A 23,631-nucleotide genomic window follows, 5' to 3' on the forward strand; every position below is an offset into this window, starting at 1 on the left:
GGTCAAGTAGAACGCCGCCGCCATGGTCAAGCCACGTGTTTCACAGAGCACCGCCAAAGAACCCGCCGCCGGTCAGCCCACGGATGGTCCGCTGACCCAGGAAGAACTCCTCCTGGCCGGCAGAAACCACTCGATGCCGCTGGAAGCCCTGGCGCACGACATCACACCCGCGGGACTCCACTACCTGCTGATCCACTTCGACATCCCGCAGGTACCTGTTGACCAGTGGCGGTTGCGCCTGGGCGGGGCAGTTTCCCATTCTCTTGAGTTGAGCCTCGAAGACATCAAGGCACGCCCGTCCGTGACCATGCCCGTCACCCTGGAGTGCGCCGGAAACGGCCGGGCACTTCTGCAGCCCCGTCCGCTCAGCCAGCCTTGGCTTCAGGGCGCCGTGGGCACGGCGGAATGGACCGGAACGCCGCTGGCACCCCTGCTCGAGGAAGCCGGATTGGCGAGTGACGCCGTCGAACTTGTTTTCACCGGTGCCGACAGCGGCATCCAGGGCGGCGCCGAAGAGCCGTACGCGCGAAGCCTGAGCATCGACGAAGCCATGCACCCCGAGGTCATGCTGGTGTATGCCATGAACGGGCAACCGCTGCCCCCGCAGCATGGTTTTCCACTGCGGTTGCTGGTGCCGGGGTGGTACGGCATGGCCAGCGTGAAGTGGTTGACGTCCATCGAGGCCGTGACCTCGCGGTTCATGGGATTCCAACAGGCGGTGGCGTATCACTACCTGCAAGGTCCGGATGGACCTGGCCTGCCCGTATCGCACATCCGCGTCCGGTCGCTCATGGTGCCCCCGGGAATCCCGGACTTCTTCACCCGCCGGCGTGTGGTTGAAGCCGGTCCCGTCATGCTGCACGGCAAGGCGTGGTCCGGCCACGGCGAAATCGAGCGGGTCGAGGTGGGGATCGACGGCGAGTGGATGCCCGCCCAACTTGACGACCCCTTGGGCGACTTCGCCTGGCGGTCCTGGTCCGTGGTGTGGGTGGCCACGCCAGGCGATCACGTAGTGCGGTGCAGGGCCATGGATTCGTCGGGCGCGCTGCAGTCCACTGAGCAGGTGTGGAACTACCAGGGCATTGGGAACAACATGGCGCAGCGGGTTGAGGTGACGGTGCGGTAAAAGCCACGGCTAGACTCATCTGAATCATGAGTAGTTCTTCAAGCGTCCGCATCGACGCCTGGTTGTGGGCTGTCCGGGCCTACAAAACCAGGTCCCTCGCCACTGCCGCGTGCCGTGCCGGGCACATCCGCATCAATGGGAACCCTGTGAAGGCCTCGCAAACAGTGATCATCGGCGACACTGTTCGCATCCGCGAATCCGGCTGGGAACGCATCTACGAGGTCAGGCAGCTGATCGCGAAACGCGTCGGTGCCGAGGCCGCCTCCCACTGCTTCACCGACCACACTCCCCCGCGGCCCGTGATGCCCCAGCTTGGCCTCCCCCAGCGGGACCGCGGTGCTGGCCGGCCCACCAAGAAGGACCGGCGGGACATGGAGAAGCTGCGGGGGTAGCGCCCGGTTATCCACATGGGGCCGGTTCCCGCGTGATTCTTGTGATTCCCCCTGCCTAGACTGGCGGACATCACGTCTCAGCAGTCCTTGGGGAGTCTGTCATGCCACGCCGTTTTCCTTCCTTTTCCGTGCCTTCCTACCTCCTGGCTGCCGCCGTGGCGGGAGCTCTGCTTCTGGCCGGCTGCTCATCCGGCGGCGCTCCCTCCGGCACAACCACGACGACGGCGACCCCCACCGTGAGTGCGCCGGCCAGTCCTTCGGAAAGCCCATCGCCTGTCGGCTCGACCACGGGCGCGTACAAGCCTGCGGATGCAAAGGGCCGGGCCGAGAATGTGCCGGTGCCGGTGATGCCGGCGGCGGCGCGGGAGAACACGAAGGAGGGGCTGGAGGCGTTTATTCGGTATTGGTACGCGGTGAAGAGCTACGCGAACGAGACGGGAGACGTGCAGACTCTCAGGAGTCTGCACACATCAGAGTGCGGTGTCTGCACTCATATGGTCGAGCTAACCCTTGAGAGCTACGAGTCGGGGCGTTGGATATCCGGCGGCAAGTTAAGTACCGGCGCATTTCTGATCGAAGGCGAATCCCTCGTCCCCCATTCTCACGCCCGAATTCAAGTGATGCAGGACGAAATTCACTACTACAACGCAAATGGAAGTGAAGGACGGCCTTCAGACGCGGCGACCAATGACGTTTTCCTGGTGATCGCAGCTTTCGAAGGGGAGTGGAAGGTGACGCAGTCCGGTGTCCTACGTTGAGCGGTATCGCCTTCTTACCAGCATTGCCGGGCTGGTTATCTTGCTACTGGTGTTTCCGGCCACAGCAGTCGCGGGAGACAATCACGAAACTTGGGGCAGCCTCAACCAGTCGACAGGCAACGTCGACTTCGGGGCGATCTACAGGGTAGATCCTGTCACCGGCGCCTCGAAGTCCGTCCTTGGAGGACCCGGAACAGCCACCACCGAGGATCCGAATCAGTACATGGCCGATACTCATTGCCGGGCTGATGGTCCGGACACCGTGGACCCGGGCTGTTTGGCCCTGTCCTGCCCACCCCCGGCCACCGGAGGCGCGGAAGGCACCCCGGTGATCTGGAAACAAGCACCCAAAGCCATCACCAATCCCGGCTGGACCGACTGGATCCCCGTCAGCGGCCCAACCTGCCTCTACACCGAAGAACCCGCAGACGTCCTGGCCGAGATCGCCGCACGGATCCTCACCGACTTCCAACACCTGCCCATCAACCCCGGCACCGTGGAAATCCAACCCTTCCCCCACACCCTCATCGGCGCACCCACCAACACCTACACCACCGCCACAACCCAGACCTTCAACACCACCATCCTCGGCCAAAACGTCCACCTGACCGCCACCCCCACCAGCCACACCTACACCTACGGCGACGGCACCACCCTCGGACCCACCCCCGACCACGGCGCCCCACTGCCCGAAAAACACTGGCTCCAGGACAAAACCCGCACCAGCCACACCTACACCACCACCGGGAACTACCCCATCACCGTGACCACCACCTTCACCGGAACCTACTCCGTCAACAACGGCCCACCCCTGCCCATCAACGGCACCCTCAACCTCACCACCCCACCCAAAACCATCCACGCCTGGAAAACAGAACGAGCCCTCGTCGCCGACACCTGCGAAGAAAACCCCACCTCATGGGGCTGCCCACAAAACCGATAGACGACCGCTAAACACGGGCGCAGCAGAGCACTGGTTTTCCACATAAACCTACTGATCGGTTCAACGGACGAATGACCGCACATACTGTGGTTCTGTGATACCTCCCTCCGTCAAAAGGACGCATCAGACCATCGGGCAGAGTGGCGTGTCAGCAGCTTCGGCAGATTCTCTGGACGTGGTTTCTCCCCCTGAGCAAGTTTTCCGTCAGGAACCTCAACAGGGCGACACTAACAAGACAAGATCCGCGCTTCGGCCCGGAAAACAGTGATTTAGGAGAACCAGGTGTCCGGCGGGCCCATGAACAGCAGGAAACTGAAGACGGCAGCGACGCCGGCCAGCACAACAACCACAGCAAGAATCGGATTACCGAGCACCCAGGCCTGCGCCTTTTCCAGGGCTCCCTGGGGCTTTTCGCCACCAGCAGCGAGCCGCCACCCGCCGTCGAGCATTCCACGGCGGTCCAGTGACTTCTCGACCGGAATGGTTGCGTACGGAATAACCGCGGACACAACCGCGAGGACACCAACCGGGGCAGACCATTTTTGGTTGATCCAGGTGAAGACGGCCGTGGCGGCGTAGCACAGGAAGACGAAGCCATGAATGCCGCCGGCAATGCTGACACCGATATCGGTGGTCCTGGTGACGTACTTAAGGAACAGCCCGATCAGCAGCAACGTCCAGGTCACGGCTTCGGCGAAGGCTACGGTACGGAACAGGGCGCGCGGCTGCATGGAAATCCTCGTCTGGGAATTGATTGTCACGTCCAAAGTTACCGTGGACGTGAAGGGTCGCTCATTTAACGGTGGGCAGCGACTGGGCGTTCCTGATGCGTGAATCACCAAATTCGAGGGGCAAGGGAGCGATTTCCACGGACGGTTCGTGGCGGGTCCGCGTTTTGCCGATGGCCACATGGGGAATCCAACGCGGCGAACGGTAACCCAAGGCCCGGGAGCTGAGGATGAAGTCGTCGATGTTGTCCAAGCCAAGTTGGTCCAGCAGCACATGGAGGCCTTGAACCAGAAGGGACTGATAATCGTGGACGGCCTGGGGCACTCCCACTTCCAAGGCAGCCACGCGTCCGCCGCCAAGAGAGACGAGCATGCTCGACTTGCCAAGGAACCCTTCCAGAACCGGCAGCGCATGAAGCCACGCCACGATTTCCGCCCTGACCTCTTCGGCCTTCGCCCTGCCGCTGGTCCAGGAAACGATGTCGCCTACCAGATCGTCCAGTATCCCTACATGGAGCAGCGTCATGTGGAGGCCTGCCGGTTTCCGAAGCGATTCGACGTACATTCCGAGCCTTTCGAAGTCCTCCGTCCCGCTTCCCACACGCAGAACCGGCACCTCCACCGTGATCCGGGACGCGTGAGCCGTACCTTCGACCGGGTCATGACCTGTCATGGTTGCATTATGCGCCGGGCTGCAGGGGTGCGTGAATGCGTGTTGGCGGGGAACTGGCAGGCTCATTCGATTGTCGTCGTACGGCGACAAATGCAAAAGTCGCCGTACGACGACAAAACAACCATCCGATCACAACAGGAGTTTCTCTTGAGAACAGTCCGCGAGGCTGGGCCACTGATCAGGGAGCTTCGCGAGGAGCAGGGCTGGACCCAAGCAGAGTTGGCCCGCCGCGCGTCTGTCTCACGAAGTTTCGTGATCGACGCCGAGGCCGGCAAGGCAACCGTGGAGGCATCGAAATTCATGGATCTGTTCCAGGCTCTGGGATTCGAAATTGCCATACGCGACGTCGGTACCGGCAACGTCCGGTGGTGAGCCCGCCCTATCGCGGCCTGCTGACCGTCTGGACACGAGCTGATTCACAGCCGCTAACCCCCAAACCGTGAAGCAGTCCTTTCAGCGTTGACAGGGTCTTGTGACCCGTGCCATATTCGTAGCGTGAACCTGTCAGACAGCCGGACAGCCGGACAGCAAGGCGCGGATCAGAGCCGAGCGACGCCTACCCCCATCTCGCGCATCTCCGCAGCTGAGGCGGTCTTCGCAGCGCTGAGGAGGGCAATCGAGGGTGGCCAGTTCGACATCGGCACCAAGCTCAGCTCCGAAGCCACGCTCGCGGCGCAGTACGGCGTGAGCCGATCCGTCATCAGGGAAGCCCTCCGGTCCTGCAACACGCTGGGACTCACCACCACAAAAACGGGCAAGGGCACCTTCGTCGTGGCAAACAAGGTCGCTAATGACCTTACCTTGGGCCAGTACAGCGCCCGCGATCTTAACGAAGCCCGACCCCATATCGAGATCCCCGCCGCCGGCCTCGCCGCCCAGCGGCGAACCGAAGAAGAGCTGGAGCACCTCAAAGAGATCGTCCAGGAGATGCTCAACGAAACCGACCCCGAAGCCTGGGTGAACCTGGACGCAAGCTTCCATTCCGCCGTCGCGCGCGCCAGCGGCAACCGCGTCTTCGCGAGCGTCGTGCAGGACATCCGCGATGCCTTGGCCCACCAGTCCGAGACCCTCAACCTGGTGGCCGACCGCCAGCACCGCTCGGACGAGGAACACGTCGCAGTGCTCGAGGCGATCGAAGCCGGAGATGCCGACGCCGCCAGCAAAGCGATGGCCGACCACCTCCGGGCCGTCAGCGTGGCACTGGACACGATCCTCAGCAAATGAACCACCCAAAGGACAGCATGCCCGCAGCAACGGCCCACCAAGCAACGGCCCAGCAAGCGCCCCATCACCAGCACACACCTGCGTCAACGCCCAACCACGTCCCTCTGGTGGAGCAGACCCGCGACGGTCTGGTGGAAAGCATCCATTACGGCTCCCTGATCGCACTGAACGCAGACGGCAGCACAGCCCTGGCTGCCGGACAGCCGGAAGCGCCGATGTACCCACGGTCGAGCCTCAAGCCGCTGCAGGCCGTGGCGCTCCTGAAGGCAGGCCTGGACATCCCGGAAGAACTGCTGGCCCTGACCGCGGCCAGCCATTCGGGCGGCAGGATGCACCGCGATGGAGCCGCTGAAATCCTTCGCCTATACGGCCTGACACCAGCGAATCTAGGCAACAGCACGGACCTCCCGTACGGCGTGAAAGAGCGGGAAGAATGGCTCCGCGACGGCAACGGTCCCACGCAGCTGGCACAGAACTGCTCCGGCAAGCACGCCTCCATGACCGCCGTGTGTGTCATCAACGGCTGGCCGGTTGACAGCTACCTCCACCCGGAGCACCCGCTCCAGGTCCTGGTCCGGGACACCATCACGGACCTGACCGGCGAGGAAGCCGCCGCGGTCAGCACGGATGGTTGCGGCACGCCGCTTTTCGCGCACTCGCTGCACGGCATGGCCCGGGCGTATGGCCGGCTGGCTGCGGCGGATGAAAGCACCACCGAGGGCAAGGTTGCCCACGCCATGCGCCGCTACCCGGAGATGGTGGCCGGCGAGGGCCGCGATGTCACCGCTCTCATGCGGGCCGTCCCGGGGCTGCTGGCGAAGGACGGCTTCGAGGGCCTCCAGCTGGTGGGCCTGCCGGACGGCCGTGGCGTTGCCGTCAAAATTTCCGACGGCGGGGACCGCGCGCGCATGCCGGTCACCGTTGAGGTGCTTCGCCGGTTGGGGTTCGACGGCGGCACTTTGGACCCGCTTCAGAGCCCACCCGTGCTGGGCGGCGGCCTTCCGGTCGGCGAACTGCGTGCGGCCCGGATTTTCACCACGAACTAAAGGACAGCTATGACCACCGTCGATCAGGCGATCCCCGTCCGTTCAGAACACGACCTCCTGGGAGACCGCGATGTTCCCGCAGACGCGTATTGGGGTGTTCATACGCTCAGGGCCATCGAAAACTTCCCCATTACTGGGCAGCCTCTTTCCACCAACAAGCACCTGGTGAGGGGCCTGGCAGCGGTGAAGCAGGCAGCCGCACGCACCAATCATGAGCTCGGACTCCTGGACGCGGAACGGGCCGATGCCATTGAGCGGGCCTGCCAGGACATCCTGGACGGCAAACTCCAGGACCAGTTCATGGTGGATGTAATCCAGGGCGGCGCGGGCACCAGCTCCAACATGAACGCCAACGAGGTCATCGCCAACCGCGCGCTGGAAATCCTTGGCCACCCTAAGGGCGACTACTCCAAGCTGCACCCGAACGACCACGTCAACCTGAGCCAGTCCACCAACGACGTCTACCCGACAGCGGTGAACCTGGCCACGATCTTCTCCGTCAAGGAACTCCTTGAAGCCCTGGAAGAACTCGAAGTAGCCTTCGCTGAGAAGGGCCGCGAGTTCCGCACCGTAGTGAAGATGGGCCGCACCCAACTCCAGGACGCCGTCCCCATGACCCTTGGCCAGGAATTCGGTGGCTACGCCGTCACCATCGGCGAGGACCGGGCTCGTCTGGACGAATCGCACATGCTCATCCACGAGATCAACCTCGGAGCCACCGCGATCGGCACCGGTCTGAATGCGCCGTCAGGCTATGCGGAGGCCGCATGCCGCCACTTGGCCGACGTCACGGGTCTTCCGCTTATCACGGCTGCCGACCTGATTGAGGCCACCCAGGACGTTGGGGCGTTCGTGCACCTGTCCGGTGTCCTGAAGCGCGTGGCCGTGAAGCTTTCCAAGATTTGCAACGACCTCCGCCTGCTGTCCTCCGGGCCGCGCGCGGGATTGGGTGAGATCAACCTGCCGGCAGTACAGTCCGGCTCGTCGATCATGCCCGGCAAGATCAATCCGGTGATCCCGGAAGTGGTCAGCCAGGTGGCTTATGAAGTCATCGGCAACGATGTCACCGTCACCATGGCCGCGGAGGCAGGCCAGCTTCAGCTCAATGCCTTCGAACCGATCATTGTGCACAGCCTGCACAAGAGCATCTCCCACCTGGAAGCGGCGTGCCGAACCCTTACGGCACGCTGCGTCCGGGGAATCACAGCTAATACCGAGCGGCTACGGCTTACCGTGGAGCAGTCGATCGGTCTCGTCACGGCATTGAACCCCCATATCGGTTATGCCTCAGCCACTGCCATCGCCCAGGAAGCGCTGGCCAGCGGCAAGGGTGTTGCGGAACTCGTCCTGGAGCACGGTCTGTTGACCGCAGCCCAGCTGGAAGAACTGCTCAGCCCGGAACGTCTGGCAAACCTCAGCAAGTAGGCCGCCAAGGCCAGATTCCCAGCGCGGCTCGTGTGAGCCGTGTCGCCTGCAAGGCAAACACCCAAAGAGGCCCTGTCCTGCGTGCCCGGACCCCGACCGCCGGCACACAGGACACCCCAACAGGACACCCCTAAGGATTCCCATGACCAACCAACCCATCACGGACCACACGGTTCCGGCCCAAGCGCACGCCAGCGAGAAAGCCCTCCACACGGAGGACAAGGGCTACCACAAGGACCTGAAACCCCGTCAGATCCAGATGATCGCCATCGGCGGCGCCATCGGCACGGGCTTGTTCCTTGGCGCCGGCGGCCGGCTCAACGCGGCGGGCCCTTCGCTGGTCATCGCCTACGCCGTTTGCGGCTTCTTCGCGTTCCTGATCCTGCGTGCGCTGGGCGAGCTGGTACTGCACCGCCCGTCGTCGGGTTCTTTTGTCTCCTACGCCCGTGAGTTCTTCGGCGAGAAGGCAGCATTCGTGTCCGGCTGGTTCTACTGGATCAACTGGGCCACCACAACGATCGTGGATATCACGGCGGCTGCCCTCTACATGAACTTTTTCGGCAAGTATGTCCCTTGGATGGGCGCGGTCCCGCAGTGGGCCTGGGCGCTGATCGCCCTGGTGGTGGTCCTGAGCCTGAACCTCGTTTCGGTGAAGGTCTTCGGTGAACTCGAGTTCTGGTTCGCCCTGATCAAGGTCGCCGCCCTGGTGGCGTTCCTGCTGGTGGGCACCTACTTCGTCATCTTCGGCACCCCCGTGGACGGCCAGGAAGTCGGCTTCAGCCTGATCACCGACAACGGCGGCATCTTCCCGAACGGCCTGCTGCCCATGATCATCCTGATGCAGGGTGTGTTGTTCGCCTACGCCTCGATCGAGCTCGTGGGTACCGCCGCCGGCGAGACCGCGAACCCGGAGAAGATCATGCCCAAGGCCATCAACTCCGTGGTCTTCCGTATCGCGGTCTTCTACGTTGGCTCCGTCATCCTGCTGGCCTTGCTCCTGCCGTACACCTCCTACGAAAAGGGCGTCAGCCCGTTCGTGACCTTCTTCGGTTCCATCGGCGTCCAGGGCGTGGACGTCATCATGAACCTGGTGGTCCTCACCGCCGCACTGTCCTCCCTGAACGCCGGCCTGTACTCCACCGGCCGCATCCTCCGCTCCATGTCCGTGGCCGGTTCCGCTCCCAAGTTCGCCCAGCGCATGAACAAGGCCGGTGTTCCCTATGGTGGTATCGCCATCACGGCAGGAGTCTCCCTTCTGGGTGTCCCGCTGAACTACCTCGTCCCCGCCCAGGCTTTCGAGATCGTGCTGAACGTCGCTTCCGTGGGCATCATCGTCACGTGGGCCACGATCGTCCTGTGCCAGATGCAGTTGAAGCGCTGGGCGGACAAGGGCTGGCTGAAGCGGCCGTCGTTCCGGATGTTCGGCGCCCCTTACACGGGCTATCTCTCCCTGCTGTTCCTGGTGGGCGTGCTGGTGATGGTCTTCATTGACTCCCCGCTGACCATGCTGGTTACCGCCATTGCGTGCGTGCTGATGGTGGTTGGCTGGTTCATGTGCCGCAAGCAGATCCACGAGATTGCTGCAGCCCGTGACGGCTACACCGGTAGTGCGCCCGTGGTTGCCAACCGCCCCCTGCGCGGCGGCGACTCGTAGCACTACCCGTTAGCGCCCGACGGCGGCACCCGGGTTCCGTACCAGCGGAACGCGAGTGCCGCCGTCGTTGGTTAACGCCCCCAACTGGGTCGCATTTGTGCGCGTTTTGACGGCTCATAACGCGCACTAATGCGACCCAGTTGGGTGAGGACGCGGCGAACCCAGACATCCGATCATTGGTGATTAGTATTGGTCCATGGCTGTCACAGATGAGGCGATCGGCAAGATCAAGGACATGCTGATCCGCGGGGAACTGAAAGCCGGCGACAGGCTCCCGCCGGAGAAGGAGCTGAGCGAACGGCTCGGGCTGTCCCGCAGTTCGCTCCGGGAAGCCGTCAAAGCACTGGAACTCATCCGTGTCCTGGATGTCCGGCGCGGCGATGGCACGTATGTGACCAGCCTCGATGCCAAGCTGCTGAACGAGGCCGTGGCGTTCGTAGTCGACCTGCACCAGGACCGGTCCATCCTTGAACTCTTTGAGGTCCGACGAATCCTGGAACCGGCCACCGCCCATCTGGCCGCCGGCAAGATCACGCCTGAAGCCATCGACAAACTGCGGGGCACGATGGACGGCATTGACGAGAACACCCCCGTGGAAGAGCTCGTGGCACACGACCTCGAGTTCCACAGCATCATCACCGACGCCGCGGGAAACGACTACCTGGGAAGCCTGCTGGAAGCCCTGTCCAGCAGCACCGTGCGGGCAAGGATCTGGCGCGGCCTCACGCAGGAAAAGGCCGTGGCGCACACACTGTCCGAGCACCGCGCCATCGCCGACGCCCTGGAACGGGGAGATGCGGAGCTCGTCAGAGCCTTGGTGACCGTGCACATCAGCGGCGTGGAGAGCTGGCTTCGGCAGGCCCTCTAGCCCTTTGCGGTCAACCCGTACACGCGGGTCGCTGTTCCTTCCAGCACGGCGTCCTGCTCGGCGGGGCTGAGCGTGGCAACGAGTTCCAGCAACACATCCACGGTCCGCCCGTACGGTGCCCCGAGGGTGCTCACCGGCCAGTCGCTTCCCAGCATGAGGCGCTCCGGCCCAAAGGCATCGACCGCGAGGGAAAACACCTCCCGCAACGAATCCGCCGAGTAGTCAACCCCGGAGACGTGCAGTCCGGACAGTTTGGCCACGGCATTCTCCTGCCGGGCCAAAGACGCGATGCCGGCCCGCCACACGTCCATCCCCGAAGGATCAGCGAGCGGCGGCTTGCCCAGGTGGTCCAGGACAACGGTCAGCTCGGGCAGTTCGCGGGCAAGCCGGATGGTGGCGCCCAGATGCCGCGGAAAGGCGTCGGGAACGTCGAACACCAGCCCGCGGCGCGCCACGAGCGCCAAGGATTCCCGGACAGCGGGCAGCTCCAGGAAATCATCCCGCGGGTCATCGTGGACCAGATGCCTCACGCCACGGAACAGCGGGTTCGCGGCGAACCTGTCCAGCTGGCCGGCGGCCTCAAACGGCGCATCAAGCCGCAACCAGCCCACCACTCCCAGCACCCACGGTTGCCGCGCGGCCACGGCAAGCATGCTCTCTGTGTCGGCCATGGTGTCGTCAGCCTGGACCAGCACCGCGCCGCGCATCCCGGCAGCCTCAAGGACTTCCCGCGCCTCCTCCTCCTGGAAGCTACGGAACAACCGACCGTGCTGCGGGCCAAGCCACGCGTAGGGACGGACACCGCCGGTCACGAAGGTTTCCAGGCTCCACAAATGCAGATGCGCGTCAATCACGCCCGGCGGCCTCCAGCGCGGCCCACAGCTCCTCCGGCACGGACTCCGCCATGCGGGCCGCATTGGCGGCTACTTGTTCAGGAGCACTGGCGCCGACAGTCACGTTGACCACGGCGGGGTGCCGCAACGGAAACTGGAGGGCCGCCGTCGGAAGTTCCACGCCAAAGTCCCGGCAGACGGCCGCGAGCGCCCTTGCGCGTTCGACGACGGCCCGCGGGGCTTGTTCATAGTTGTAGTGAGCGTCGTCCGGGACGTCCGGCCGGGCCAGCAGCCCGGAGTTATAGACGCCAACATTTACGACGCCGGTGCGGCGCTCCAGACATCGTTCGAGCAAGGGGACGCTGGGCTGCTCCAGCAGGGTGTACCGTCCGGCGAGCATGACGAGGTCGAGATCGGCGGCTTCGACGCATTCGAGGGCGGCTTCGGCCGAGTTAAGGCCTACGCCAATGGCTTTGACAATGCCCTCGGCGCGCAGCTTCTCCAGGGCCGGTAGTCCCTGCGAGATGCCCGCCTGGAGGTCATGGACGTCGGCGTCGTGGAGATAGGCGATGTCTACGTGGTCAAGGCCCAGCCGCTCCAGGGAGTCTTCCAGGCTCCGCCGGATGCCGGCCTCCGAAAAATCCCAAACGCGTTCCTTGTCCGCGGGAACGTCGAAGCCCTCGGGGTCCCGGCCACCGCGCGAGGACGGTTCCAGGATGCGGCCCACTTTGGTGGAAATGACGAAGTCGTCGCGGGGCTTGTCGCGGAGTACTGCACCAAGGCGTTGTTCAGACAGGCCCAGGCCGTAATGCGGTGCCGTATCGAAGTAGCGGATGCCCGCGTCCCATGCAGCGAGGACCGTGGCAAGCGCCTCCCCGTCCGGCATGGCCCGGTACAGGTTTCCGATACCGGCCCCGCCGAAGCCAAGCTTGCCAAGTTTGCCCGGTCCCCACGCCTTGCCCCGATCAGGTGAAGTCATGGCAATTCCCATACCTTTTGGATACCCGAATCGTTGCCGGAGTAATCGTCCTGGACCTCAAGTAGTTCGGCCATCCGTGCTTGCCAGGGCACGTTGGCCGGATGGTCGGCGAGCGCCCGGCGCATGGCCTGGTAGTCGTCCACGTCCACCACGTGGAAGAGGTCCTGGCCGCTGCGCCAAATCCGCCAGTTACGAACGCCGGCTTCCTTCAGGGCGGCCACCAGTTCCGGCGGGATGTTCGCATGCGCCTCCGCGTAGGCAGCCTCGACGCCTGGCTTGAGCCGGGTGTGGAGTGCGATCGACTCAGCCATGTGCGGCCTCCGGTTTCAGGAAAAGTTCCAGCACCGGCACGGCGACGTTGGGTCGCTGCAAGGGAAGCTTGATGGTCAGGGTTCCCGGAGGCTGGCCGCCGGGTGTCATGTTCATGGCCTGCTGTCCCGGATCCACTTCGCGAAGGAAGACCTCCGAGGCATCGTTGAGGAGTTGGGCGTATTCCACTTTGCCGGCCAGCTCCGGAAGGTGAACGTACTCGAAAGGCCACGCAAAGAGGTGAACATACAGCCGGTCTCCGCACTGGGTGTAGCGGGCATCAGGTGGCGCCGTAAACCGGGATGGACCGGCGCCGTAGATGGAGCGGGCATGCAGCCTCGTCCACTCCCCGATCCCCTCCAAGGATGCGAGCGCGCGAGGATCAATGTTTCCCCGTCCCGTGGGCCCGACGTTGAGCAGCAGGTTCCCGCCCTTGGACACTCCGTCCACAAGCATGCGGATGAGCAGGTCGACGGACTTGTAGTCCAGATTGTCCCTGTCATAGCCCCAACTGCCGTTCAGGGTCTGGCAGGCTTCCCAGGTGACCGGCACGCCGTCGAGCATCATGGGAGCGGCCGGCTGGTACTGTTCCGGCGTGACAAAGTCACCCGGGATATCCAACCGGTCATTGACCACAATCCCCGGCTGAAGTTCCCGGACCATGGCCAGCAGCGCCTCCGAGTCCCAGTCTTTCCGGCCCTTGCCGTCCCGGAAATCGCCGTGGTCGGCGTAAGAGAAGTCGAAGAACAGGTAGTCGATGGTGCCGTAGTTGCTCAGGAGCTCACGCACTTGGCCGTGCAGGTACTCGCGGTAGCGGGCCATGTCGCGGCCGCTGTTGAGGCGTTCGACGTCGGCGGCGTTGCGTTGCGGGTGGACGCCGTCGATGGTGAAATCCGGATGGTGCCAGTCGATCAGCGAATGGTAAAAGCCCACTTTGAGCCCCTCCGCCCGTAGCGCCTCGACATAGGGCCCGATCAGGTCCCGGCCCGCGGGAGTGTTGGTGGCTTTGTAGTCAGTCAAGGCCGAGTCCCAGAGGCAGAAGCCGTCGTGGTGCTTGGTGGTGAGGACCACGTACTTCATCCCGGCGTTGCGGGCGGTGCGTGCCCAGTCCCGGGGGTCGTAGAGGTCGGGATCGAAGCGGCGGAAGTACTGTTCGTAGTCCTTCACAGTGATCTCTTCCCGATTCATCACCCACTCGTGGCGGGCGGGGAGCGCGTATAGGCCCCAGTGCACAAACATGCCGAAACGGGCTTCTTCGAACCAGGGTGCGTGCTTGATCAATGCTTGTCCTTCCAGACGGGACCGTCGGGGAAGCTGTACTCAGCCAGTGTTTCACGAAGCATTTCGGTGCCGGCTCCAGGCGACGACGGCGGCCAGTAAACACCTGCATGCACGTCCACCGGATCAACGAAATGTTGGTGCAGATGGTCGACGAACTCGATCATCCGGTCTTCCTTGCTTCCGGACACGGCGACGTAGTCGAACATGGACAGGTGCTGCACAGCCTCGCAGAGACCGACTCCACCGGCGTGCGGGCACACCCGGACGCCGAACTTGGCCGCGAGCAGCAGGATGGCGATGTTCTCGTTGACTCCGGCCACGCGGGCAGCGTCAATCTGCAGCACATCCAAGGCACGTGCTTGGAGCATCTGCTTGAAGACCACCCGGTTCTGGACGTGTTCTCCCGTGGCCACGGGGATGGGCGCTACCCCGCGGGCGATGGCGGCATGCCCCAGGATGTCGTCCGGGCTGGTGGGTTCCTCGATCCACGCGATGTCATACGGGGCCAGATGTGCCATCCAGTCAATGGCCTGCTGCACGTCCCAACGCTGGTTGGCGTCCACGGCGATCCGGATGTCCGGCCCCACCGCAGCCCGGGCTGCCCGCACCCGCCGGATGTCGTCCTCCAGGGAAGCCCCGACCTTCAGCTTGATTTGGGTGAATCCGTCGGCCACGGCTTCCTTGGCCAGCCGCGAAAGTTTCTGGTCGCTGTATCCCAGCCAGCCCGGCGTCGTGGTGTACGCGGGGTAACCCTCGGCGCGAAGTGCGGCTTTGCGCGCTTCCCTCCCGGGTTCGGCGGCACGGAGCAAGGTGAGTGCCTCGTCCGGAGTGAGGGCATCGGTGAGGTACCGGAAGTCCACGAGGGAAACGAGCTCTTCCGGACTCATCCCGCTCAACAATTCCCACAGCGGAAGACCTGCCCGTTTGGCCTTCAGATCCCAGAGGGCGTTGACCACGGCACCGATCGCCATGTGCATGACGCCCTTCTCGGGCCCCAGCCAGCGCAACTGGGAATCGTGGGCCAGCAGTTTCCAGGCAGCACCCATGTCGCCGAGGAGTTCCTCAACGTTGCGGCCCAGCAAATGGTCTTTTAGGGCGCCGATCGCTGCAGTCTCGACGTCGTTGCCGCGGCCGATGGTGAACACGAAACCGTGACCCTCAAAGCCGTCGCCGGCGTCGGTGCGGATGACCAGGTAGGCGGCCGAATAGTCGGGGTCCGGGTTCATGGCATCCGAGCCGTCGAGTTCAAGGGAGGTGGGAAAGCGGATATCGAAAGTATCCACAGCGGTAACGGTGCTCATGCGGCTCCTGCGCGTCGACGGGCTTCACGAATTGCCACGAGCCTAAACATCCGATGTCTGCCTTGTCAACGGGTCACATTTCTGTATTGTGGAGGAAAACAGCACACTAGAGCTCGGATGTTAGTCCCGAACGCACGGAGGAAGCCATGACCTTGAAATTCGCCAGGCTGGGTACGGCCGGAAACGAACAACCGGCCGTCATTTCCAAGGACGCCAGCGGCACCGAGAAGTACTACAGTCTCTCGTCTCTGACCAAAGACATCGACGGCGCCTTCCTTGCCGCGGACGGCATCGCCCGCACCCGTGAAGCTCTGGAGTCCGGCGAACTCAAGGAAATTTCCGTGGACGGCGTCCGCATCGGAGCACCCGTCGCGCGCCCCGGCAACGTCATTGCGATCGGGCTCAACTACACAGCCCACGCTGCCGAGTCCGGTGCCACGCCGCCCGAGGTTCCCGTGGTGTTCCTCAAGCCGGGCAACACCATCAGTGGCCCGTTCGACGCCGCGCCCATCCCGCCGTCGTCGGAGAAGTACGACTGGGAAGTGGAACTTGCGATCGTGATCGGCAAGGAAGCGTCATACCTTTCCTCTGTCCCTGAAGCGGAAGCGTGCATCGCCGGCTACGCCGTGGCCAACGACCTCTCCGAGCGCGATTACCAGATTCCGGGCGCGGCCGGACAGTGGACCAAGGGCAAATCCCTGCCGGGTTCCACTCCCCTGGGTCCGTGGCTGGTTCCGGCGAGCGACATCGACGCCGGAAATCTGCGCCTGCGCACCACCGTCAACGGTGAATCCCGTCAGGACTCCAGCACGTCGGACATGATCTTCGATCCGGCCACGATCGTGCACCACCTCAGCCAATACATGGTCCTTGAACCGGGAGACGTGATCATCACGGGCACTCCGGAAGGCGTCGCACTGTCCGGACGCTTCCCGTTCATCCAACCCGGCGATGTGGTGGAACTGGAGATCGAGGGACTCGGACGCCAACGTCAGGAGTACTACCGCGCGGCGGCCGGATCAGCCCGCCCGGCTACGTTCGCCAGCACCCACGCCTGAGACATGGGGACCACGGTGGGCAACGACTTCGAAGGCCTTGCAGCACTCGTCACCGGGGGTGCCTCCGGGATCGGGGCGGCCATTGCGGACCGCCTCGCCGCCGGAGGAGCCCAAGTGGCCGTCCTGGACCTCTCCCCGGCAGGCAGTCCCCACTACGGCGTTGAATGCAACGTGGGCGACGACGCCTCGGTGCGCGCCGCCGTCGAACGCGTGGCGCAAGAGTTCGGCCGCCTGGACGTCGTGGTCAACAACGCCGGCATCGGCGCCCAGGGCGACATCGCCGCAAACGACGACGACGAGTGGCTGCGTGTCCTCAACGTCAATGTGGTGGGCATCGCGCGCGTCAGCCGCGCGGCCCTGCCCTACCTCCGTGAGTCACCCGCCGCAGCGATCGTCAACACCTGCTCAATCGCTGCGACTGCGGGGCTGCCGCAGCGTGCGCTGTATTCGGCGTCGAAGGGCGCTGTCCTGTCGCTGACGCTCGCCATGGCGGCGGACCATGTCCGCGAGGGCATCCGCGTCAATTGCGTAAACCCCGGAACCGTGGACACGCCTTGGGTCGGCCGGCTGCTGGACGCCGCCGTCGATCCGGCTGCCGAGCGCGCAGCCCTCAACGCGCGCCAGCCGCATGGTCGCCTGGTGGATCCAGCGGAGGTTGCAGGCGCGGTCGCCTACCTCGCGAGCCCGCTGTCAGGCTCGACGTCGGGAACCTCGCTGGCGGTCGACGGCGGCATGCAGGGTCTGCGGCTGCGTCCGGTTCAGTAGGGACCCACGTAACGCAACGGTCCCGCAACCTCCTGTTCGCCGGGGTTCGCCTATGCTCAACTCCAAGGCATCAACGGCGATTCACCTAGCAGACCCAGGAGACACAGCCATGACGAATTGGCGTATCAGGGACTTCCACTCGTCCGATCTGGACGGCATCCTGCACCTGTGGGAGTCGCTCAAGGCCGATGGCGTGGAGCCGGTGTACGCCCTGTCCGAGGTGTTGGCTTCCTGCGAGAAGGACCACGCCGTGGTGGCGGTCCAGGGCGACCAAGTGGTCGGAGCCGCCGTCGGACGCGCCGCGCACGATCAGGGCTGGGTAGTCTTCCTGGCCACGCTGACCGAGTTCCGCGGGCGAGGGATCGGCACCTCGCTGCTGTCCGCCGTCGAAAACCGCATGGCCCCGCACGGCCTGAACAAACTCTCCGCGCTCATGCCGGAAACCGAAACCCGGGTGGAAGCCTTCCTGGGGCGCGGGTTCGTGGTCAAGAAGAACCTGCGCTACTTTGAACGGACCATCCCCGTCCAACGCCAGGAACTCGAACCGCTCAGCCTGCTCGGCGGACGCATCCTGGCCCGGGACCTGTGGGAAAACGTCGCCGGCATGAAGCGCGAGAAGGAACTCCTGGAACGGCGCCTCGTGCTGCCCCTGGCTGAAGCCGACCTCGCCGACGAATATGGCGTGGTCCCGCCGCGTGCTGTGGTGCTGTTTGGCCCTCCCGGCACGGGCAAGACCACGTTCGCCAAAGCCATTGCGTCCCGGCTGGAATGGCCGTTCGTGGAAGTCTTCCCCTCCCGGCTGGCCTCCGATCCCAAGGGCTTGGCCGGTGCCCTCCGTGAGACGTTCCTGGAAGTCGCCGAGCTGGAACATGCTGTGGTCTTCATCGACGAGGTGGAGGAAATTGCCTCGCAACGCGCTGGCGATCCGCCTTCACCACTGCAGGGTGTCACGAACGAACTCCTCAAGATCATCCCGGCCTTCCGCGAACAGCCCGGGCGTCTGCTGGTGTGCGCCACCAACTTCATCCGCGCCCTGGACACTGCGTTCCTGCGCCACGGCCGGTTTGATTACGTGATCCCCATCGGCCTGCCGGACGTCCACGCACGCGAAGCGATGTGGCAGCGATTCATTCCGGCAACCGTGGTAGACACCGTAGACGTGTCCCTGCTGGTTTCCCGCACGGAAGGCTTCTCGCCGGCAGACATCGAGTTCGCCGCGCGCAGCGCCTCACAGCGTGCCCTGGAAAAGGCCGTGTACGACGACGGTGCTGCCGCCGGCTCCGCACCGAACGGCGCCAACGGCTCCAACGGACGGAAGGGCCCGGTTACCCAGGACTACCTGGATGCGATCTCAGAAACCCGTACCACCGTCAGCGACGAGGTGTACCAGGAATTCCTCGAAGACATCGATGTCTCGGGGCGGGTGTAGGGCTCGTCCATGCGGGCTCCGCGCCGACTTCGTGGGAAACCTGCGATTTCGTGCGCTAAAGCACGTCTATTTCGCAGCATTCCCGCGATCTCGGCGGAGCTGCGCGGCAGTGGGTAATCTGTGAGCTATGTCCACGAACCCCCTTCGTCATGCCTTGGCACGGATGGGCGGTCGCGATCCACATGAGAAGCATCGCACCGCCACGCCCCTTGAACTGTTCTTCGACCTGACTTTTGTCATTGCCTTCAGTGTGGCCGCCAACCAATTGGCCCACAATGTTGCCGAAGCGCACTTCGGGGCAGGTCTTCTTGGCTTCTGTTACGCCATGTTCGCCGTCATCTGGGCGTGGGTGAACTTCACGTGGTTTGCCAGCGCATACGACACCGACGACTGGGTGTTCAGAGTAGTCACCATGATCCAGATGCTGGGTGTGCTCATCCTCGCGATGGGCATCGAGCCAATGTTCCATTCGATCCTTGAGGGCGACCATGTGAACAACGTGGCCATCCTCATCGGGTACATCGTGATGCGCCTCGCCTTGGTGTTCCAGTGGCTCCGGGCCGCCAAACAGGATCCCGCACGGCGCGAGACCTGCTTGAGGTACGCCAAATATCTTGCTCTGGTGCAGCTGGGCTGGGTGGCTGCTTTGGTGATCGAGACCGACGTCCTCACCACCTTCCTCCTGGCGGCACCCCTGTTTGTCCTGGAAATGTCTGTGCCGAGCCTCGCGGAACGGAAAATGCGTACGCCATGGCACGCGCACCACATTGCGGAGCGCTATGGACTGCTGGCCATCATCGCGCTCGGCGAATGCCTTATCGGGGCCATCGAAACCCTCCGTGCAATTGTTGCCCTGCACGGCTGGTCCCTCGAGGCAGCCGTGGTGGGAATCGGCGGTACAGGCCTGGCTTTCGGTATGTGGTGGATCTATTTCATCCTTCCCTCGGGCAAGTCCCTGCATCTCCAGCGGCACCGCTCGTTCCTCTTTGGTTACGGCCACATGATGGTCTTCGCCGCGATCGCCGCCACGGGTGCAGGGCTCCACGTGGCGGCCTACTTCATCGACCACGAAGCACACATCAGCGCGGCCACGGCCATCGCCTGGATTGCGGCCCCCATAGCAATCTTCAAGATCTCACTGACCTTGATCTACACGGCCATGCTCGGCGCGGACAAGCACGTGCTCTGGAGCTCCGTCATGGTGGTGGCGGTACTCGCGGGAAGCGTTGGCTTGGCTGCCTCGGGAGCCTCGGTTCCGGTGTGCATGCTGGTCATGGTCGCCGCCTTGGGTGTCTCCATTGCCCTGGACGAACGGTCGGGCCACAAAGGCCGAGCGGCAGCACTCCGGCGGCTGGAGGCCGCGGCGGGCTAAACCACCACCCTCAGAAGGACAGTGTCCGCGCCGGGGTGGTGCCGTCGTCGTAGGTCACCGGATCGGTCACACGCCACTGGCTTCTTGGCTGGCAGCTACGCCCCCAACAACGATGACACCACGATGGGTGGGGCGAGCCCCCGAACATTGATCCGGAGTTGGAAGCCCATAGATTGCCGCGATGGTCATAACCGCCACGGCCGCTGACATCCTCGTAGACGCAGGTGCCGGTAGTGATCTGGCTGCCGCTCCCAGGGTGGCCTACTTCGGCGCGAACTGACCTCAGGGCTTCGCGCACACGAACGCCGTGCGACTCGGCGCAGGCGTCAGTAGAGACAATGGCTGCTATGAACGTTGAAAAGCCAGCCGTTACAAAGACGTCCCGCTGGTCCTTGGTCTTCTCCCCCTTGTCAAAGGACCAATGTCAATGATTCTGAGAATCCGTCGGTGTTGCTCTTTGAATGGCGCGGTAGACCGTAGAGCGAGCGACGCCGAATAATTCGGCAATCTCAGTGGTGGTGTGCTCACCGCCTTGGTGGAGACTGGCTAGGTGCGCCTCTTGGGCTTTGGATAACTTCGGTTGCTTCCCTCTGAGCCGGCCTTTCGACCTGGCTACTGCCATTCCTTCCCGGGTTCTGGCACGGATGAGGTCGGCTTCGAATTCGGCCACCATACCCAAGACGTTGAAGAGCAGCTTGCCCACTGGATCGTGCGGGTCGTATACGCTGCCACCAAGATTGAGGACAACTCCTTTGCGCGTGAGCTCGTCCGCGATGTCCCTGGCGTCGGGCAATGACCGGGCGAGGCGATCGAGCTTGGTTACCACGAGAGTGTCTCCGTTGCGGCATGCGGCCAGGGCTTTGCCAAGGCCGGGCCGTTCGCGCTGGGTTCCAGTGAATCCTTGATCGACGTAGATCGCCTCGGGCTCCACCCCAGCGGCCGTGAGAGCATCGCGCTGGGCGGTCAGATCTTGGGTGTTGGTGGAGACGCGGGCGTAGCCAATAAGCATGACGCTGAGTGTAGCGTTTGGTGCACTCTTATCGGGCAGTTCTGCGGGCGGGTCTTACGGCAATCCTCGTTCTGGGGAATGCCGCGAAATTGGTGGGCGCTGTTCGGGACGGACTGGCGGCCGGTGGGGGACCGGCTTACGGACGGGAACGACGGAGCGGTTCCACTCTCCCGGTACGCTGTGCCTATGCAGGTTCGTGACGCCACCATGGATGACCTGGGACAAGTGAATGCGGTCTGTGATGCCAGTGGACGAACACGCTGGACCAGCGAGATGATCGCTGCAAGGAGCGACCGCATTGTTCTCGTGGCTGTCACGCGGGATGAAGTAGTCGGCGTGGCCAAGACACATCTGCACCCGAATCCCGAAGACAAAGCTCCAGCGGGCCACTATCTCGGCGGCGTGGAAGTCGCTCCGGGGTTCCGCCGGCAAGGAATCGGTTCTGCACTAACCCGGGCGAGATTGGAATGGATCTGGTCCCGGGATTCGACTGCGTACTACTTCACGAACGAACACAACACGGCATCCATCAGGATGCATGAGGCGCTCAACTTCTGGCCGGTCGCCCGATTCTCGGAGATTCGAGGAGTAACCGGTGACGACGGTCAGTCAGAGCTCATCCTTTTCGAGGCCTCCCGGTAAGGGATCAGCTTACGGGGCGCTGTCCTAAAGGGCCTGCTGCTTCTGCGCTTCGACTTTGGTTCTTTCCAAGATCTCGGCGAAGTGCTGGCGGTCGAGATAGTCCGCGCCAGCTAGCCGGATGATGCGCCCCATGTATGGATCTCGCTGCATCAACTTCCTGTTGCCAAGGCGGATGGTTGTGTAGCCAGCCTTCCTTTCAGCATCTTCCCTGAAGCCTGCCCAGTTGATGAGGACGATCAGAAGGAGCGCTGAAACGAGTAGTAGGCCTAACACCAGATCGGTAAAAAAAGACTGAGGGACACCAGAGTTGTTTAGATAGAGGCCTAACAGTCCATCCAGCGCAATAAACCCCGTGACACGGTGGCGCCACCGTGTCACTTGAAAGGCAGTTCTGCCAGTAATCAAACCACTATGGGATCCTGTTTTTACCAAGTCTCAGCTCCATTCTTTGCGCAAGCACTCCCCAGCTCTCATCGTGCCATGTCCCTAAAGTCGTCGGAGGCGATGCGGTAACCCGGTGAGGGATCGGCTTAGGGCACCGATTTAGGAGGTTTTCTGCTTGCCCGCTTGGGCTCTCGTTGCATCCAGGATCTCAGCGAAGTGTCGACGGTCGAGGTAGTCCGTGCCGGCCAGTCGGATGATGCGGCCCATGTAGGGCTCCCTTTGAGCAAGCTTCCTGTCACCGAGACGAAGAGTGGTGTACCCGGCCCGTCGTTCCGCACGCTCTCTGGATGCGCACCAGCCGATCAGCACGACTACAGGTGCGATCGAAACCAGCATGAGTATGCCCAGAACGTCGATGAACCACGACTGAGGAACTCCCCCGTTGTTCAGTATGAAGAGCACCGTGAGCACCCCAATTGCTATTGAGGTAAAACGGATCCGCCATCTCCAGAGAGCGAACGCTGTGGGCCCCTTTATCAGGGCGGTTTCGGAAGGGGCCACCGTCTCAACTTTCCATATGTGCGAATCGGTACGTCAGTTTAGGTATCGCTTACCCCTGCGCGGTCTCTGATTCTCATCGTGTCACGCCAGAAGGATGTCCTGAGAATACAAGGGGTGCCGCTGCGCGCCGGCTTACGGCCGGGGCGCGTAAATGGTTTCGCTTCTGGAGGTTCAGCAGTGCTACCCGTTCTGTCAGGAGGTGCTGTGCAAGAATTCGGTCATGAACGACCCACGAAACCGCCTTCTTCCAATACTGCGTCGAGATGAGAGGCTGCTGTGGGTGGGACAACCCGACCCCAGGGTTCGCTTCACCCGGGCTGATGCGTTTCTCGTGCCATTCAGTGTGCTTTGGGGCGGATTCGCGATCGTTTGGGAAGCCATCGCTATTACGAGTGTTAGGCAGCCATTGTTCATTATCTGGGGCATACCGTTCGTGCTGGTAGGGCTCTACTTTATCTTCGGTCGTTTCATCTTTAAGAAAAGACGAAAGCTCGCAACCATCTATGCGGTAACCAACTCGCGGGCTATTGTCTACTCGGGAGAAAGGTCAATTGCTGACTCTCCCATCGTCGGTGCACCCACCAAAGTGGACAGGTCAAGGGACGGCCGGCATGTAAGTGTCAGCTTCGGATACCAAGGCCTAGCTGGGCTTCTGGGCATGTACCAGAACACCGGAATGGACTTCTTCGGCCTTGGTATGGGACAGACGGTTACCTTCTTTGACGTCGATGATGTTGACGGGCTTATGGGCGCCTTGGACCAGGCTCGGGTTTGATTCAGGCGCGGTCCAGACATTTCTTCGCGATGAGCCACGGGCCGGCGTTGGAAGCAAAAGCGTGCTGGATTGCGTGTCCGCTGAGGGATCCTTACG

Annotated in this window: 26 protein-coding genes; 16 read left to right on the plus strand and 10 right to left on the minus strand. The window is 63.2% G+C overall.

The window, feature by feature from the left end; genetic code table 11:
* Window positions 1-22: 22 nt before the first annotated feature.
* From ACPFL9_RS18970 to ACPFL9_RS18985, 4 genes are all read left to right on the plus strand, one after another.
* Window positions 23-1,126, plus strand: coding sequence for a sulfite oxidase (locus ACPFL9_RS18970; RefSeq protein WP_426004519.1), 1,104 nt, complete (start codon window positions 23-25; stop codon window positions 1,124-1,126).
* A gap of 26 nt (window positions 1,127-1,152) precedes the next feature.
* A complete protein-coding gene (locus tag ACPFL9_RS18975) occupies window positions 1,153-1,518 on the plus strand; it encodes an RNA-binding S4 domain-containing protein (RefSeq protein WP_426004520.1) in 366 nt (121 codons plus the stop codon).
* A gap of 101 nt (window positions 1,519-1,619) precedes the next feature.
* Entirely contained in the window at window positions 1,620-2,276 is a 657-nt protein-coding gene (locus ACPFL9_RS18980) for a DUF6318 family protein (RefSeq protein WP_426004522.1), read from the plus strand.
* A gap of 49 nt (window positions 2,277-2,325) precedes the next feature.
* Entirely contained in the window at window positions 2,326-3,219 is an 894-nt protein-coding gene (locus ACPFL9_RS18985) for a hypothetical protein (RefSeq protein ID WP_426004523.1), read from the plus strand.
* Window positions 3,220-3,488: 269 nt separating this feature from the next.
* Here the strand turns inward: ACPFL9_RS18985 and ACPFL9_RS18990 are convergent, their stop codons facing one another.
* Both ACPFL9_RS18990 and ACPFL9_RS18995 read right to left on the minus strand, forming a co-directional pair.
* Window positions 3,489-3,950 carry a DUF3817 domain-containing protein gene (locus ACPFL9_RS18990; protein ID WP_426007613.1) on the minus strand — a complete coding sequence of 154 codons (462 nt, stop codon included), beginning with the start codon at window positions 3,948-3,950 and terminating at the stop codon, window positions 3,489-3,491.
* 61 nt (window positions 3,951-4,011) lie between these two features.
* The gene (locus ACPFL9_RS18995; RefSeq protein WP_426004525.1) at window positions 4,012-4,620 is read right to left on the minus strand and encodes a hypothetical protein; all 609 of its coding nucleotides are present in this window, start codon (window positions 4,618-4,620) and stop codon (window positions 4,012-4,014) included.
* A gap of 147 nt (window positions 4,621-4,767) precedes the next feature.
* On the opposite strand from ACPFL9_RS18995, the gene ACPFL9_RS19000 reads away from it, so the two are divergent.
* From ACPFL9_RS19000 to ACPFL9_RS19025, 6 genes are all read left to right on the plus strand, one after another.
* Window positions 4,768-4,992, plus strand: coding sequence for a helix-turn-helix domain-containing protein (locus ACPFL9_RS19000; RefSeq protein ID WP_426004526.1), 225 nt, complete (start codon window positions 4,768-4,770; stop codon window positions 4,990-4,992).
* 123 nt (window positions 4,993-5,115) lie between these two features.
* Complete coding sequence (locus ACPFL9_RS19005) at window positions 5,116-5,844, plus strand: FadR/GntR family transcriptional regulator (protein ID WP_426004527.1); 729 nt, start codon at window positions 5,116-5,118, stop codon at window positions 5,842-5,844.
* Between the two features lie 17 nt (window positions 5,845-5,861).
* Window positions 5,862-6,890 carry an asparaginase gene (locus ACPFL9_RS19010; RefSeq protein WP_426004529.1) on the plus strand — a complete coding sequence of 343 codons (1,029 nt, stop codon included), beginning with the start codon at window positions 5,862-5,864 and terminating at the stop codon, window positions 6,888-6,890.
* Window positions 6,891-6,899: 9 nt separating this feature from the next.
* Window positions 6,900-8,315 carry an aspartate ammonia-lyase gene (gene aspA / locus ACPFL9_RS19015; RefSeq protein WP_426004531.1) on the plus strand — a complete coding sequence of 472 codons (1,416 nt, stop codon included), beginning with the start codon at window positions 6,900-6,902 and terminating at the stop codon, window positions 8,313-8,315.
* 142 nt (window positions 8,316-8,457) lie between these two features.
* Window positions 8,458-9,969: an amino acid permease gene (locus ACPFL9_RS19020; protein ID WP_426004532.1), complete on the plus strand. Its 1,512-nt coding sequence runs from the start codon at window positions 8,458-8,460 to the stop codon at window positions 9,967-9,969.
* 196 nt (window positions 9,970-10,165) lie between these two features.
* Window positions 10,166-10,837 (plus strand): FadR/GntR family transcriptional regulator, encoded by a 672-nt coding sequence (locus ACPFL9_RS19025; RefSeq protein ID WP_426004533.1) that lies wholly within the window; start codon window positions 10,166-10,168, stop codon window positions 10,835-10,837.
* On the opposite strand, the gene ACPFL9_RS19030 is transcribed toward ACPFL9_RS19025, so the two are convergent.
* The 5 genes from ACPFL9_RS19030 to ACPFL9_RS19050 are packed head-to-tail and all read right to left on the minus strand — an operon-like array spanning window position 10,834 to window position 15,540.
* The gene (locus ACPFL9_RS19030) at window positions 10,834-11,691 is read right to left on the minus strand and encodes an amidohydrolase family protein (protein ID WP_426004534.1); all 858 of its coding nucleotides are present in this window, start codon (window positions 11,689-11,691) and stop codon (window positions 10,834-10,836) included. The genes ACPFL9_RS19025 and ACPFL9_RS19030 overlap by 4 nt on opposite strands.
* A complete protein-coding gene (locus ACPFL9_RS19035) occupies window positions 11,684-12,649 on the minus strand; it encodes an aldo/keto reductase (RefSeq protein ID WP_426004535.1) in 966 nt (321 codons plus the stop codon). The genes ACPFL9_RS19030 and ACPFL9_RS19035 overlap by 8 nt, the downstream gene beginning before the upstream one ends.
* Entirely contained in the window at window positions 12,646-12,960 is a 315-nt protein-coding gene (locus tag ACPFL9_RS19040) for an L-rhamnose mutarotase (protein WP_426004536.1), read from the minus strand. Before ACPFL9_RS19040 ends, ACPFL9_RS19035 begins: the two co-directional genes overlap by 4 nt.
* Window positions 12,953-14,239: an alpha-L-fucosidase gene (locus ACPFL9_RS19045; RefSeq protein ID WP_426004538.1), complete on the minus strand. Its 1,287-nt coding sequence runs from the start codon at window positions 14,237-14,239 to the stop codon at window positions 12,953-12,955. Before ACPFL9_RS19045 ends, ACPFL9_RS19040 begins: the two co-directional genes overlap by 8 nt.
* The gene (locus ACPFL9_RS19050; RefSeq protein ID WP_426004539.1) at window positions 14,236-15,540 is read right to left on the minus strand and encodes an L-fuconate dehydratase; all 1,305 of its coding nucleotides are present in this window, start codon (window positions 15,538-15,540) and stop codon (window positions 14,236-14,238) included. Before ACPFL9_RS19050 ends, ACPFL9_RS19045 begins: the two co-directional genes overlap by 4 nt.
* A gap of 146 nt (window positions 15,541-15,686) precedes the next feature.
* Here ACPFL9_RS19050 and ACPFL9_RS19055 point away from each other — a divergent pair, with 146 nt between their 5' ends.
* The 4 genes from ACPFL9_RS19055 (at window position 15,687) to ACPFL9_RS19070 (ending at window position 20,164) form a co-directional block, all read left to right on the plus strand.
* Window positions 15,687-16,598: a fumarylacetoacetate hydrolase family protein gene (locus ACPFL9_RS19055; protein WP_426004540.1), complete on the plus strand. Its 912-nt coding sequence runs from the start codon at window positions 15,687-15,689 to the stop codon at window positions 16,596-16,598.
* A 3-nt stretch (window positions 16,599-16,601) separates the two neighbouring features.
* Window positions 16,602-17,363, plus strand: coding sequence for an SDR family NAD(P)-dependent oxidoreductase (locus ACPFL9_RS19060; RefSeq protein ID WP_426004542.1), 762 nt, complete (start codon window positions 16,602-16,604; stop codon window positions 17,361-17,363).
* 109 nt (window positions 17,364-17,472) lie between these two features.
* Window positions 17,473-18,792, plus strand: a complete 1,320-nt coding sequence (locus ACPFL9_RS19065; RefSeq protein ID WP_426004543.1) for an ATP-binding protein — start codon at window positions 17,473-17,475, stop codon at window positions 18,790-18,792.
* A gap of 127 nt (window positions 18,793-18,919) precedes the next feature.
* Window positions 18,920-20,164, plus strand: a complete 1,245-nt coding sequence (locus ACPFL9_RS19070) for a low temperature requirement protein A (RefSeq protein WP_426004545.1) — start codon at window positions 18,920-18,922, stop codon at window positions 20,162-20,164.
* A gap of 424 nt (window positions 20,165-20,588) precedes the next feature.
* On the opposite strand, the gene ACPFL9_RS19075 is transcribed toward ACPFL9_RS19070, so the two are convergent.
* Window positions 20,589-21,173 carry a recombinase family protein gene (locus ACPFL9_RS19075; protein WP_426004547.1) on the minus strand — a complete coding sequence of 195 codons (585 nt, stop codon included), beginning with the start codon at window positions 21,171-21,173 and terminating at the stop codon, window positions 20,589-20,591.
* A gap of 186 nt (window positions 21,174-21,359) precedes the next feature.
* Between ACPFL9_RS19075 and ACPFL9_RS19080 the strand changes: the two genes are divergently transcribed.
* Entirely contained in the window at window positions 21,360-21,815 is a 456-nt protein-coding gene (locus tag ACPFL9_RS19080; protein ID WP_426004548.1) for a GNAT family N-acetyltransferase, read from the plus strand.
* Between the two features lie 24 nt (window positions 21,816-21,839).
* Here ACPFL9_RS19080 and ACPFL9_RS19085 read toward each other — a convergent pair whose 3' ends face one another.
* Together ACPFL9_RS19085 and ACPFL9_RS19090 are read right to left on the minus strand one after the other, a co-directional pair.
* Window positions 21,840-22,247 (minus strand): hypothetical protein, encoded by a 408-nt coding sequence (locus ACPFL9_RS19085; RefSeq protein WP_426004549.1) that lies wholly within the window; start codon window positions 22,245-22,247, stop codon window positions 21,840-21,842.
* 111 nt (window positions 22,248-22,358) lie between these two features.
* Window positions 22,359-22,661 carry a hypothetical protein gene (locus ACPFL9_RS19090; RefSeq protein WP_426004550.1) on the minus strand — a complete coding sequence of 101 codons (303 nt, stop codon included), beginning with the start codon at window positions 22,659-22,661 and terminating at the stop codon, window positions 22,359-22,361.
* A 319-nt stretch (window positions 22,662-22,980) separates the two neighbouring features.
* On the opposite strand from ACPFL9_RS19090, the gene ACPFL9_RS19095 reads away from it, so the two are divergent.
* Window positions 22,981-23,535 (plus strand): hypothetical protein, encoded by a 555-nt coding sequence (locus ACPFL9_RS19095; protein WP_426004551.1) that lies wholly within the window; start codon window positions 22,981-22,983, stop codon window positions 23,533-23,535.
* Window positions 23,536-23,631 lie beyond the last annotated feature (96 nt).

The organism is Paenarthrobacter sp. NyZ202 (assembly GCF_049860755.1).
Classification (GTDB): Bacteria; Actinomycetota; Actinomycetes; order Actinomycetales; family Micrococcaceae; genus Arthrobacter.